This is a genomic window from Paenibacillus sp. M2, from assembly GCF_046713495.1.
Lineage (GTDB): Bacteria > Bacillota > Bacilli > Paenibacillales > Paenibacillaceae > Paenibacillus > Paenibacillus amylolyticus_B.
The window spans coordinates 589,746-602,401 of sequence record NZ_CP169648.1; the positions used below are offsets into that span (position 1 = coordinate 589,746).

Sequence of the window (12,656 nt, forward strand, 5' to 3'; positions counted from 1 at the left end):
TTATTGATCAAGCTTAATTTTGATTTGACCGGAAGAGATCTTTGCTTTCAGATCTTCGAAGGTTTGCTGTTGTTCATCACTGAGCGTGATATTATGTAGAGCAGTCAGACCCACGGCGTTCTCCGCCAGCCCCTCCACGATTTCCTTTTGAGGGAAGGTATGATTGTTTTGAACAAACGTGTTAACGGCATTATAGATAGAGACATCCACATTTTTCAGCATGGACGTAAGAATGGCTTTTTCCGCCAAAAAGAATTGATCGGTATCTACACCGATGGCGTATTTCCCTAATTTCTGAATCTCGGTCAGTGCGCCTACGCCTGTGAGACCGGCAGCAACGTAGATCACATCAGCGCCCTTTTCCTGAATCATCTGTGCAGCCAGTTGTTCACCCAACTCGGCATTGCCGAAGTCCCCCGCGTAGACAGCATCAACGGTTGCATCGGGCTTGACAGCCAGAACACCTTGTTTAAAACCCTGCTCGAAATTACGAAGGACCGGTATCTCTATTCCACCAAGGAAGCCAACATGATCTTCCGTTGAAGCCATTGCGGCAATAACACCTGCCAGATAACTTCCTTCTTCCGCCCGGAATGAAATGGAGGCAATGTTAGGCAGTTCGGACTGACTGTCAATCATGAGGAACTGCTGGTCAGGATATTTGGCTGCAACTTTCTCCATATCCGCTTGGACAGCATCACTCAGGCCGATAACCAGATCGAATTTGGCTTCAGCAAACTCTTCAAATGCAGCTTCGGCATTGTCGCCCGGTTCGCGATAGTCAAAGACAATGCTTTTCTCATTTCTGGCCTGAACCAGTCCATCAAAAGCAGCATCATTAAAAGAACGGTCACCCAGACCCACTTCCGTAAGCACGATGCCAACCTTTGTTCTTGTGTCTGTTGCCGTTGTTGTATTGTTGGCTGAACATGCCCCCAGGATCAGTACCGTCAGGATCATCATTATGGTGAGACCTAGACCTGCGCGTCTGTTCTTGTTTGTTTTCATGTGTGGTACCCTCATTTCTGTATTCACATTTTTCTGTTTTGCGTGGTTCCATAGCTCAAGGGAATGACGTGTACATGATGACACGTAGGGTGAGGATTTCCCCTTTATCTATATCGGTCAGAAAGGCACTGTGATTTATGGTATGTAGTGAAAATTTACGAAAAAATAAATATTTTCATGAATTACACATAATTTTTACATTTCTCTGGTTAAAAGGGTACTTAAATATCTACAGTATGTTGTTTACTGATGTTAGAAGTCAAAAAAAGACAAAAGAGAGATGACATGAATCATCTCTCTTTTGTCTTAAAATTTCACCCTATACGAATGATAAGGTGATCATCCTATTATAAAAATGACGCAAGTTTTACCAAGCCGCGATCGAGCCATCAGCCCGGGTTTCCGTACCCCCGCATAATACACCATTGTCCGGGTGGCGCCAGATGATCTGACCGCGTCCAAACTGGGATGGATCGAGTGCCACTTGAATATCATGTCCCTTGCGGGCGAGTGCCTGAGCGATATGTTGCGGGAAACCCGGTTCAACAAGAATTGTTTTGCCCTTCGTCCATTGCCAGCGCGGAGAATCCAAGGCGGCCTGTGGGTTCAGGTGATAATCGATTGTATTCATGACCACCTGCACATGACCCTGCGGCTGCATGAAACCGCCCATGACACCGAATGGCCCAACCGCTTCACTGCCGCGGGTGAGGAACCCCGGAATGATCGTGTGATATGTCCGTTTGCCCGGCTCAAGGGCATTTGCATGGTTCGGGTCCAGTGAGAAGTTATGTCCACGATTTTGCAGGGCCATGCCTGTCCCCGGAACAACCAATCCAGAGCCGAAGCCCATGTAGTTACTCTGGATAAAGGAAACCATGTTGCCTTCACCGTCCGCTGTAGCCAGATAGACCGTTCCACTTGCTCGTGGATCACCTGCCTCAGGTGTTCGTGCGGTATCACCAATGAGTTTGCGCCGTTCTTCCGCGTATGCCTCGGACAGCAGTTCCTCCACCGTGACGCCCATTTTGCGTTCTTCAGTAATATATTTCTCCCCATCGGCAAATGCCAGCTTCATGGCTTCGAGCTGCTGATGATACGCCTGAACAGATTCTTTCTCTTCAAATTCATATCCTTTCAGCAGATTAAGCGCCGCCAGAGCAATCAATCCTTGTCCATTCGGCGGAATCTCCCACACATCGTATCCGCGGTAGGAGACAGAGATTGGATCAACCCACTCGGGCTGGAATGCCGCCAGATCTTCGCGAGTCAGATAACCACCATGCTCTGCCATAAAGGAATGAATGCGTTCTGCCAGTTCTCCTTCGTAAAAGTCTCGCGCTTCGCTCTCGCCAATCTGGCGCAAAGTCGCCGCATGATCCGGCGAGCGCCACAACTCTCCAGCTGCGGGAACCCGCCCGCCTGGAGCAAATGTCTCAAACCACGCACGCCCTGCCTTCGCATCACCCTGGCGTGCATAGATTTCGGCTGCCCTTGCCCAGTGGCGGGCCAGCCCAGGCGCAAGCGGATAACCTTCCTCCGCGTAGCGGATGGCTGGTTCCAGCGCTTCCGCCAGCGTGAGCCGCCCGAAACGACGGCTCAGCTCAGCCCAACCCGCCGGTGCGCCAGGCACCGTCACCGGAACAACCCCAAGCTTCGGCATCTCCGTATAGCCTGCCGCTTGAAGCGCCTCAATGGATATGCCCTGAGGCGCAGGGCCGCTGGCATTCAGGCCATGCAGTTTGCCCTCGGTCCAGACGAGGGCAAAAGCATCGCCGCCAATGCCATTGGACGTGGGCTCCAGCACGGTGAGTGCTGCCGCAGTTGCAATGGCGGCATCAATGGCGTTGCCGCCTTTTTTCAATACATCCAGACCGGCTTGTGCAGCCAATGGTTGAGACGTGGCGACCATGCCTTGTTTCGCATACACAGGCACGCGGTAAGAGGGGTACGGTTGGTAGAGTGGATCGAAGTTCATCGGGTTGTTCAGCTCCTTGTCACAAGATGTCAGGCTCCGGCATCACCGGATCATACTCCTAACCCTCTTCGCAACCGGACAACCGATATCCTGCCACACCTGCTAAATCCAGCCTGACATCAGCAACACTTCGTTCAGAAATACGTTCCATCCCGGCCTGATTAGCCATCATCTAATACGATTTCTACCAAGGGAGGTGACATCAGCCACCGCATTACCCTAAGTCGTTACCATATCGCCGCCATTGACATGAATGCATTCACCTGTGACGTAGGATGAATCGCGGGAGGCGAGATAGACATAAGCTGCCGCCAGTTCGTAAGGCTGACCAGCCCGACCCATAGGCGTCTCCGTTCCAAATACCTGCACATCCTCCGCGGAGAAGCTGGCAGGAATAAGAGGTGTCCAGATAGGGCCAGGGGCAACAGAATTCACGCGGATTCCCTGTGCTGCGAGTGATTGGGAAAGTACACGAGTGAGCGACACGACAGCTCCTTTGGTGGAGGAATAGTCGATCAACTGGACGTTACCTTTATATGCTGTGATGGAAGCCGTATTGATGATGGAGGCACCTTTGCACAGATGGGGGAGAGCGGCCTGGATCAGAAAGAAATAGGCGAACACATTGGTCTGAAAGGTGTGATACAGCTGTTCTTCTGTAATATCAACAATGCTTGGCTGCACATACTGCACGCCATGGTTGTTGACCAGAATATCGATCTTTCCATAGGTCTCCATCGTCGTGCGAATGACGGTTTCACAATTTTTCTTCAGGCGGAGGTCAATCTCGATTAAGAGACAGCACTGTCCCAGTTCTTCGATCCGTTCACGAGTCCTTTCGGCGTCTGTCCGTTCATATAGATAAGCAATGACGATATCCGCACCTTCCTTGGCAAAAGCGATGGCGGCCGCCCGGCCGATTCCACTGTCACCACCCGTAATAATGGCAACTTTACCTTGGAGTTTGCAGCTACCGATATAGGCAGGATCTTCACTGATCGGTTCAGGCACCATCAGGGTTTCCAGACCGGGTTGCTGGTCCTGATGCTGGGGTGGAAATGCCAGCTTTTGCTCCTTGCACACCGTTTTCTCACCATAAAAAGGATAAACAGGATTCATTCGCTTTACATCCTCCTCGAACGTACATTGATACGGATAACCTATGCATTCGCCCAGAAGGATGTGCGAGAGGAGCAGGCACAGCGGTTGTTTTTTGCACAAAATATACCATAATAAGGATAGATCCTTAAATCTTTGGAGGTGTCAGGAGCCACATGAATATTCAAGGAATTAATCATTTGTGCTTTTCCGTATCCAATCTGGAGCGGTCCATTACCTTTTATGAGCAGGCTCTCGGTGCCCGAATTCAGGTGAAAGGACGCAAACTGGCTTATTTTGAGCTTGCCGGTCTGTGGATTGCCCTGAATCAGGAGGATGTTATTCGCAACTATACGGAACGAACCTATACCCATATTGCATTTACCGTTACAGAAGAGGAGTTCGACGCGTCTGTTCAGCAGTTGCGAGCAGCGGGTGCTGACATTCTTCCCGGAAGGCCAAGAGATCCGCGGGATGCATTATCCGTTTATTTTACCGATCCGGATGGACATTTGTTTGAACTGCATACAGGTACGATGAAGCAAAGGCTGGATTATTATCGCGAAGACAAAGATCATATGACCTTTTATCCGTGAGTTTCATGTGCAAGTAGAGGTAAATGATGATTAACGTATTTAAAGTCATTGCAATTATCCGTAAAATACGTATTAGGTTGCCAGAAATCGATGGTGGAATATGCTACCCAATTATAAACATGAGGAGAGATGAGCATGGAGAGTAAAGGAACCAAATTCGTTACAACCGCAAGTGAACTCTGCATGGTTACTATCATGCTTCTACCTTTTATTGCAGGACAGCTTCATGTTTCGGAGGCATATGCAGGATCGGCTAAGTTTAGTAGTCAGCAGGGACAAAAGCATGCCGTATCTACGGAAACGCTGCTGGAGCTGAATGATCCTGTACCTGTTCGATGAGAGATTGATCCTGTGCCCTTTCACCGTGGATTCCCGGAAGTGGGGTCCCTGTTCAGAGACCCTAAAATCCATCTGTTCATTGCCCTATGTCCTCAGTTGTTAGATGAAGAAGGTATCTGTTTTATTTGATCAATGACTTATAATCTTCGTAGTTCATTTTACGCTCTTGCAGGCTTAACAGAAGGAGTTGATGGCTGATGTCAGCCTCGCGGTTTGCAGAGATGCGTTTAAGTAGATCATGACTCATTCTTAGAAAGTAATAACCTTCATTGCTGTTGTTTTTCTCATGAAATACAATACCCAGCAAGCGATACAGTTTGGCACGAAGCATCCCTTCATCTTGCTTATCCAGCAGTTGGAGGGCTTCTTTGATGATGGCCTCTGCCTGTTCTGGCTCACGCTGTTCCAAATAAACTTTACTGATTTCCTCTAATATGGAAGCCTTCTTGTGGGGAAGATTGCGTTTATCGTAAATTCGTGCGCATTCATCCAGTAAGGGGAGGGCTTCTTTTTTTTGCCCCATATGAAGCTGGATCACGGCGAGGTTGTGAAGTGCCAGAACGTAGGATTCGCTGCTCGCCTGTTTATAGGCCTGTACGGATCTCTTGGTCCAGTCATAACTTAACCGCATGTGTCCGTCCTGTTCGGACATATAATATGCTTTGCCCAGACCCAGTGTAATCTCGCCATACAGTTCCGGTTGTCCCGCCATTTGGGCTTCCTTCTCCGCTTTGAGATAGTAGTTCAACCCTTCATTCACATTGCCTAGTCTTAAATGGGTTGTGCCAAGAAAGGTCAGCGATTGGATGTGTTCTTCCTGTAGATGTTTGAGTCTGCTGCTGTACGTATACGCCTGTTCATAATGTTTCCGGGCAGCATGAAACAGCTCTGCATGAAAAGCCGCTCTCCCCATTTCCAGATAATATTCAACGATACGTTCCCTGTCACCTGTTCGAATGACCGTAAATGCTGCAGTTTCCCCCTCATCCAAGGCTTGTCGATAATCCCCAAGTCTGTTGTGACTTCGTAAAATGAGCAGGTAGGCTTCTGACTGATCCGATGTATCCTCCGTCAACGTCAGCACTTTATGGGCTATGCGGATGCAGGCAGAATCATTCTGCTCGGCATAACAGGCTTTGGCCTTGTCCAGTACAGCCTCCCCAATATCCGTATCTGTTGCTGCACTTCCTCCCAAAAAAAACTCCATGGGTGTATTAAGTCTCCTGGCAATGATTTTTAACATACGCTGCGAGGGAACGGCTCTACCTTTTTCGATAAGGCTGATGTAAGAACGCGTCATATCCTCACCTGCCAGTTGCTTCTGAGACAGTCCAAGCTGCTCCCGGATTTGCCGGATTTTGGGTCCGAGCATGATCGTTCACCGTCCCTTGATATAGTTTGATTGGAATGGAGATCTGATTGGTATGTTGGGTCTATCGTGAGTATCCAGAAGCAGGGGTAAGGAGAGTGAGAGGTTCATTTACCTCCATTTACAGTTTAAATCCAATTTGGGAGATTATAGAATCAGAGTATCCAAGATGAAAGGAGGAGATATGAATGGTCATTAAAGCGACTCCCATTACACTGGAGCAACTGAAGCGCAAAGAAGTTGAAGCAGCACAGTTGGAAACGAGTGGACTGGGCGAGGCACGTGAAGTCAGTGCACGCGCGGTTTCCGCTCGCGCAGTTGAAGCCCGAGCTGTAGCGGCTCGTGCTGTAGCAGCTCGTGCAGCGGCGGCTCGTGCCTGATTTTTCCTACTTACTTATCGTATTACGCTAGATTCATAGATGGGAGCTTCTGCGGAAGCTCTTTATCTCCCTATATTTCAGTGAGATTCGTACGTTAGTGATAACGAGGTGTCTGAAGCCGATGCATATCAAGCAAATATGGTCTTACATTCCGGAGCACATTGTGCCGATCAGGGAACTGAACGAGGTGCTGGGACTCAATAATGCCCAGACGAAGGTACTGGAAAAAATTCATGGTTTGAAACAGGTTCGGCAAGACAGGGATGGAGATCTGGCTTCGTTGCTTGGGCGCGTATTAACCCAGGTGGTAAATAACCCGGAGATCGCTCCTAACTCGATTAAGTATATCATTTATTGCCACACAATTCAGGAAAATTTCCCCTTTCCTATGAAAGTTTTGCAAGTCCTGAAACGGGCTTACGGGTTGCAGCATGCCATCGCGTTTTCGCTTACGCAGCAGAACTGTGCATCGGGCTTAATTGCCCTGAATGTTGCCGAGACATTGCTGCCTTCATTGGAAGCGGATGATCATATTTTAATTTTGACAGGTGAAAAAACCTTTAGTCCCGTTGTGCAATTGATCCCCAATACCACCGTGATGGGAGAGGCATCAGCCGCCGTGCTGGTGGGCAACAAGGGCAACGGAAGTCGTGTAGTTGGACTTACGAGTGTTACCTTGGGCCAATTCTGTAATGTACTAACGGGAACCCCGCAGATTCTAAGGGAGTTTCAGGAAATCTACACGCCTCGGTTATGTGAAGCCATTGTTGCAGCCGTGGAGCAGGCGGGTCTGACGTTGCAGGATATTCGATACATCGTCCCACACAATGTGAATCTATCCTCGTGGAAGAAGGTGGCTATCCGTTTATCCTATCCCCTTGAACGCATATATACGTCCAACGTACAGGAGATCGGACATTGTTTCTGTTCGGACCCATTTATTAATCTGCAAGCTATTCTGGAGCAGAAGCTGTTGCAACCAGAGGAGTATTATCTGCTTGTTACGGTCGGACTTGGGGTTACATTCAGCGTAGCAGTGATGCAATATGCAGGAATAGGAGGGGATGGCCGTGACCACCGTATTGACGGATTTTTCGAGCAAGCTCAAGTGGGCGTTAACGGGCCAGCATGACATTACTTTTGTGTATCTTAACAATTTTGAGGTAGAGGAGCACTGGAGTGAAACGGGTATTCTCAAGCTGCCCTCATTAAGCATAGGCTCGGCTGCGGATGTCGTTAATCGGATGGAGGAACTGGGTGTTTTCCTCGCCGGAGAGAACGATATTATCCTGCTCAAGGGGCCGCCAAATCAGGGATTCATGGCAGATGCACAGGCGCTTGGGTTTGGTCGCTCCCGATGCATAACGGTGGAGCACAATGATCCGGCACTGAACATTACCGCGAATCTTCTGAATTGTCCAAGGACAATGGACAAGCTGCGAGAGCTGTCACAGGCTGCTGGAACGAATGTTTATCTGGTTCCCTTTGGAACCTCGGATCAGGAAGAGGAATTCTCCCGACGGACCGGCATTCCGCTGGCTGTTCCATCTTCAGATATTTTCCGCAAGGTGAATGACAAGGGGTATTCCCGCCGTCTCAACGCGGAGTTGGGCATTCGCCAAATTCCAGGCGTTGAATGCACGTCTTTGGATGAACTGGTGTCTGGTTTCGATCAGCTAAAGGCCGTTCTAGAGCAGGGTGGACGTCTTGTGTTGAAGGATTCCATGGGTGTATCAGGCAAGGGAATTACCGTCATTACCGATGAAGCCAGGTTTCACAAATGCATGAGTATGCTGGAAAAACAGGCAAGCAAAAAGGGAATACGGCAAATCAACTACGTGCTTGAGCAATGGATTGATAAAATCTGTGACCTGAATTACCAGATTCTCATCGATCGCTCGGGTGGAGTTGAGTATCTTGGCGTAAAGGAATCGTTGGTAGAGCAAGGCGTACATCAAGGGCATCTCATGCCTTCGCGGCTCAACGATGTTCAACTTGAGGTCATTCGCGAAGCGGCCATACGGATTGGAGCAGCTCTGTATCGAGATGGATACTACGGCATTGCCGGCATGGACGCCATTCTGGACGAGGACGGTACAATCTGGCCCAATCTTGAGATTAATGCAAGGTTTAATATGTCTACCTATCAGACCAACATTCAGCATCAATGGGTGCCCGAAAATCAATGTGGACTGGCAAAAAAATATACGCTCCGGCTCAATCACTTGCTGGAATATAAGGTGCTTCGTTCCAGTCTGGGTGAATTGATGTTCGAACCGGAACGTGGCGAAGGATTATTGATTAATAACTTTGCCACAGTCAATGCGGCATTCAGAAGTGAGGGGACCTTGTTCTCCGGACGTCTGTATGGCGTGATTATTGCGTCCTCCCCTGAACGGCTGGGAGTGATCGACGAAGCGATAGAAGCCGTCCTATCTTCCATTAACGAGGTGATGTGAGTGTCTACGGAATATCAGATCCAGCAGTTGTGTGTCTCGGACATCGCTGAGAAATTCGGAACTCCGCTGTATATATATGACGGGGATGTGTTGCAGCAGGTGTATCAGGAGCTTCGGGAATTGCTTACGCCTCAAGTGGAGCTGTTCTATTCATTGAAGGCCAATCCGAATATTTCGATCGTACACATGTTGCAGGAGATGGGCGCGCAGGCAGAGGTGTGTTCCCTGGCAGAATTACATACGGCCGTACAGGCTGGAGTAGCGCCAGAAAGCATTATTTTCCTTGGACCCGGAAAAAGCGATGACGAGATTACGGCATGCATACGTCTGGGCATATATGCGATTGTATGTGAATCGTTCCAGGAGCTGGAGCGCATAGAGATCATCGCTGCAAGTGAGGGGCGAATCGTGCCGGTGGCCCTGCGAGTGAATCCTTCCTTTTCTGTTAAAGGCTCCAGGTTGACCATGGGTGGCAAACCACGTCAGTTTGGTATGGATGAACAAAGTGTGCTCCAGGGAAAAGAGCAGTTCGAGAGCTTCTCCCATGTGGAGATCATGGGACTTCACGTGTACATGGGAACCCGCATGTTGGATGTAGAGCCGATCGTTCAGAATACCCGTCATATTCTGGAATTGGCTGATCGAATCGAGAACGAGCTGGATATCACGCTACGTATGGTCGATGTAGGCGGGGGATTGGGGGTGCCCTACCATGAAGGTGAGCAGTTCCTATCCATAGCCGCACTGACAGAACAGTTGAATCCAATGTTCGAATCGTTTCGGCATAGTCATGCCAACACCCGGCTGTTCATGGAGCTTGGGCGATATCTGGTAGGCACCTGCGGTATGTTGGTCAGTCGAGCCCTATATGTCAAGCAATCGTATGGAGAGCACTTCGTCGTAACCGATGGTGGAACGAACTGCCATATGGCGGCGGTGGGCACAGGTTCTTATGTGAAGCGTAACTTTCCGATTGCCTCCCTGACGCGTTATGGTGAATCCCCTGTAGCAGAATACAATATTACGGGTCCCTTATGTACGCCGAATGATGTTGTTGGGAAACGGGTATTGCTTCCTCCTGTTGAACGGGGCGATCTAATCGGTGTTTTTCATTCGGGAGCCTACGGACCAACGGCTTCTCCCACACACTTTTTGAGTCATGGAAGTCCGGCGGAAGTGCTGATTGTCGCTGGGGAGGCTCACTTGATCCGTGAGCGAGATACTCCGCAGGATCTACTGTCCAAGCAACGCTTGATTAAAGTGTCCCACACGGCAATAACCAATTGATGAGGAGAGATGATGATCATGACGACTGCAGTATTGCTTGAAGAGATCAAAGGTGCCCTTGCTGAAGTGTTGAATACGGAAGCCAGGGAGGATATTCAATTAAGCACATCTTTATTTGACGAACTCTATCTGGATTCGACCTCTGTTCTGGAACTGTTGATGACGCTGGAAGACCGGATTGAAGGTCTGGAGATTGACCCGGATGATCTGGAGCCCGATGTATTTGATACTGTAGGCTCCCTGGCTGCTTATATTGAGAAGCAGCTCATTGCGGCCTGATGGCTTCGCCTGTTGCCATACGGGAGATGGGAGTCAGGCTGTTCTGGGAGAAGAAGCCCCCGTTTGATCATCCGGAACTGCTGCGATTTCATCAGGACATGCTCGCGGGTACTCCGATCAAGTACGACTTTCAACTTTTGCAGGGTCGTAACAACAATGCCTATCACGAGATGAGTGTGGAACTGCTGGAAGAGACGGGACTTGATCGGGTCATGCAGGATGTGGATGTGTTGCTGCTGGCATACAATTTTCCGAATACCCGCCCGGATATATCAATTGTGAATTATTTGATGGATCGTTATCAGGCCCGTTTTATCAGTTTTGCTGTAAATGATCTTGGTTTTGGTGCTCCTTTTGCGGCGCTCCACATGCTTCAGCATTATCTGGGCAGAGAAGGTTACATGAAAGGCATGCTGCTGGTTATGGACCAGACAGCTCTCCCCTATGAAACGATGGAACTTGTTTCACCGCCTGGACCGGACACGGCTGCAGCAATATACCTTGATCGGATGACAGGCGTAGGACCTTCCCTGCTTGGTGTAGAGATGCGACATGCCGAGTATTCCATAGCCGATACTGCGGAGATGGTACTGGATCGATTATGTGCCCAGGCATCCATTCACCGAAATCAGATTAACCTGCTCATCCATCCTGATTTGGAGCAGCTGTGCAATCAGGCTGCTTGGTACAGGGAGTGTGGATCGAAGAGTTATTATGATCCATCGCGCTGGAGTGCAGCACCATTCTTCGCATTACAGGAGTTATTGGAGGAGAAGGACGGGGGCGAGTACATATGTCTTATGCATCTGGAGCAGACGGATTCGTTTATTCATGCCTTGCTGATCCGAACCTGTGAATGGAGTATGGATGGACACTAGTCGCAGAAGGAGGGAGAACATTGGGGTTCGGTATTGTGGATATTGGCGTCTATTTGCCTGAACAGATTCAGCAGCCGGAGGAGGTGCTGGCTGCCCTGGAGCTTGGGAAAGGTGAGCTTCAGTTTCTGCGCAAGTACCACCGCCTGGAAGGTGTGCCTGTAACGGAATCGGGCCAGATGCTTGACGATACGATCGCACAGGCTGTGGAACGGCTCCAGACCAGACCTGCCCTTTCCGGAATCGACCTTGTTCTCTATGTCCATTCCTTTCAGGTGCAGACACCGAGCGATTACAGGCTTGTGCAGCGTGTCCTCCAGCGCTTAGGGCTGGAACATGTACCGTTCTATGGCATATCCCAAATGAACTGTGCATCGTCGATAGCCGCTCTTCAATGGCTTGAGCGAATCTCGCAAACGCAGCCTCACATTCGGAATGTGTTGTTGATCTGTGCGGATCAATTCAATTTTTTGCCTCCCGAATGGCGCTATCTGCGCAAATCGGCCATTCTGGGTGATTCTGCCGTAGCTGTTCTATTGAGCAGAGAGAGCTGTCAGCATGTCGTTCAGGCGGCGCATGTACTGCGAGATACCCGGTTCCATACTGGTTATCATGCAACCGCCGATGAGATCTCGGCATTTAACCGATTGTATGTGGACCATATCATTCAAGGGATGGAAGAGCTGCTGTCAACGCAAGGCCTGAGTTTCGAAGATGTGGATCATATTTTTCCCCATAATGTGAACTGGACTACCTGGAAGGAATTCTCGCGACGTACGGGAGTTGGACTTGAACGGATATATCTGGATAACATTCAGCGAATCGGACATACCTTTTCCACCGACCCGTTCATTAACCTGAGTTCGGGATTTGAGCAGGACTGGGTGTGCAGGAAGGGGCACTCCATCATGGTCAGTATCGGGCTCGGCAGTTTTTTTGGTTTTGCACTGGTGGAGCATGGAGGATGCGAAGAAGAATGAACAGGAGG

General features: G+C 49.4%; 13 protein-coding genes. 9 read left to right on the top strand and 4 right to left on the bottom strand.

Annotated features, from left to right (window positions below; genetic code table 11):
• The 3 genes from ACETMN_RS02790 to ACETMN_RS02800 all read right to left on the bottom strand — a co-directional run bounded on the left by ACETMN_RS02790 (nt 1) and on the right by ACETMN_RS02800 (nt 4,105).
• Nucleotides 1-1,008, bottom strand: coding sequence for a BMP family protein (locus tag ACETMN_RS02790; protein ID WP_091018541.1), 1,008 nt, complete (start codon nt 1,006-1,008; stop codon nt 1-3).
• A 367-nt stretch (nt 1,009-1,375) separates the two neighbouring features.
• Nucleotides 1,376-2,986 carry a gamma-glutamyltransferase family protein gene (locus ACETMN_RS02795; RefSeq protein WP_091018543.1) on the bottom strand — a complete coding sequence of 537 codons (1,611 nt, stop codon included), beginning with the start codon at nt 2,984-2,986 and terminating at the stop codon, nt 1,376-1,378.
• Nucleotides 2,987-3,205: 219 nt separating this feature from the next.
• Nucleotides 3,206-4,105, bottom strand: a complete 900-nt coding sequence (locus tag ACETMN_RS02800) for a glucose 1-dehydrogenase (RefSeq protein ID WP_091018545.1) — start codon at nt 4,103-4,105, stop codon at nt 3,206-3,208.
• Between the two features lie 155 nt (nt 4,106-4,260).
• Between ACETMN_RS02800 and fosB the strand changes: the two genes are divergently transcribed.
• A complete protein-coding gene (gene fosB, locus ACETMN_RS02805) occupies nt 4,261-4,680 on the top strand; it encodes a metallothiol transferase FosB (RefSeq protein WP_091018547.1) in 420 nt (139 codons plus the stop codon).
• Nucleotides 4,681-4,815: 135 nt separating this feature from the next.
• A complete protein-coding gene (locus ACETMN_RS02810) occupies nt 4,816-5,019 on the top strand; it encodes a hypothetical protein (RefSeq protein ID WP_091018548.1) in 204 nt (67 codons plus the stop codon).
• A gap of 121 nt (nt 5,020-5,140) precedes the next feature.
• Here ACETMN_RS02810 and ACETMN_RS02815 read toward each other — a convergent pair whose 3' ends face one another.
• On the bottom strand, nt 5,141-6,391 hold the full coding sequence (locus tag ACETMN_RS02815) for a helix-turn-helix domain-containing protein (protein WP_091018549.1): 1,251 nt from the start codon (nt 6,389-6,391) through the stop codon (nt 5,141-5,143).
• A 185-nt stretch (nt 6,392-6,576) separates the two neighbouring features.
• Here ACETMN_RS02815 and ACETMN_RS02820 point away from each other — a divergent pair, with 185 nt between their 5' ends.
• The 7 genes from ACETMN_RS02820 (at nt 6,577) to ACETMN_RS02850 (ending at nt 12,648) form a co-directional block, all read left to right on the top strand.
• The gene (locus tag ACETMN_RS02820) at nt 6,577-6,768 is read left to right on the top strand and encodes a hypothetical protein (RefSeq protein WP_091018551.1); all 192 of its coding nucleotides are present in this window, start codon (nt 6,577-6,579) and stop codon (nt 6,766-6,768) included.
• Nucleotides 6,769-6,889: 121 nt separating this feature from the next.
• Nucleotides 6,890-7,900, top strand: coding sequence for a 3-oxoacyl-[acyl-carrier-protein] synthase III C-terminal domain-containing protein (locus tag ACETMN_RS02825; RefSeq protein ID WP_091018552.1), 1,011 nt, complete (start codon nt 6,890-6,892; stop codon nt 7,898-7,900).
• Nucleotides 7,839-9,227, top strand: coding sequence for an ATP-grasp domain-containing protein (locus tag ACETMN_RS02830; protein WP_411735726.1), 1,389 nt, complete (start codon nt 7,839-7,841; stop codon nt 9,225-9,227). Before ACETMN_RS02825 ends, ACETMN_RS02830 begins: the two co-directional genes overlap by 62 nt.
• Nucleotides 9,228-10,514, top strand: coding sequence for a diaminopimelate decarboxylase (gene lysA, locus ACETMN_RS02835; protein WP_091018556.1), 1,287 nt, complete (start codon nt 9,228-9,230; stop codon nt 10,512-10,514).
• Between the two features lie 18 nt (nt 10,515-10,532).
• Entirely contained in the window at nt 10,533-10,793 is a 261-nt protein-coding gene (locus tag ACETMN_RS02840) for an acyl carrier protein (RefSeq protein ID WP_036672144.1), read from the top strand.
• Entirely contained in the window at nt 10,793-11,671 is an 879-nt protein-coding gene (locus tag ACETMN_RS02845; protein ID WP_091018558.1) for a hypothetical protein, read from the top strand. Before ACETMN_RS02840 ends, ACETMN_RS02845 begins: the two co-directional genes overlap by 1 nt.
• A gap of 20 nt (nt 11,672-11,691) precedes the next feature.
• A complete protein-coding gene (locus ACETMN_RS02850; RefSeq protein WP_179198597.1) occupies nt 11,692-12,648 on the top strand; it encodes a 3-oxoacyl-[acyl-carrier-protein] synthase III C-terminal domain-containing protein in 957 nt (318 codons plus the stop codon).
• The last annotated feature ends 8 nt before the right edge of the window (nt 12,649-12,656 follow it).

What these genes read in the sequence shown, in the direction of transcription:
- ACETMN_RS02790 (WP_091018541.1), bottom strand. Translation starts at nt 1,008, where the DNA reads ATGAAAACAAACAAGAACAGACGCGCAGGTCTAGGTCTCACCATAATG.
- ACETMN_RS02845 (WP_091018558.1), top strand. Translation starts at nt 10,793, where the DNA reads ATGGCTTCGCCTGTTGCCATACGGGAGATGGGAGTCAGGCTGTTCTGG.
- ACETMN_RS02825 (WP_091018552.1), top strand. Translation starts at nt 6,890, where the DNA reads ATGCATATCAAGCAAATATGGTCTTACATTCCGGAGCACATTGTGCCG.
- ACETMN_RS02810 (WP_091018548.1), top strand. Translation starts at nt 4,816, where the DNA reads ATGGAGAGTAAAGGAACCAAATTCGTTACAACCGCAAGTGAACTCTGC.
- fosB (WP_091018547.1), top strand. Translation starts at nt 4,261, where the DNA reads ATGAATATTCAAGGAATTAATCATTTGTGCTTTTCCGTATCCAATCTG.
- ACETMN_RS02840 (WP_036672144.1), top strand. Translation starts at nt 10,533, where the DNA reads ATGACGACTGCAGTATTGCTTGAAGAGATCAAAGGTGCCCTTGCTGAA.
- ACETMN_RS02800 (WP_091018545.1), bottom strand. Translation starts at nt 4,105, where the DNA reads ATGAATCCTGTTTATCCTTTTTATGGTGAGAAAACGGTGTGCAAGGAG.
- ACETMN_RS02815 (WP_091018549.1), bottom strand. Translation starts at nt 6,391, where the DNA reads ATGCTCGGACCCAAAATCCGGCAAATCCGGGAGCAGCTTGGACTGTCT.
- ACETMN_RS02795 (WP_091018543.1), bottom strand. Translation starts at nt 2,986, where the DNA reads ATGAACTTCGATCCACTCTACCAACCGTACCCCTCTTACCGCGTGCCT.
- ACETMN_RS02820 (WP_091018551.1), top strand. Translation starts at nt 6,577, where the DNA reads ATGGTCATTAAAGCGACTCCCATTACACTGGAGCAACTGAAGCGCAAA.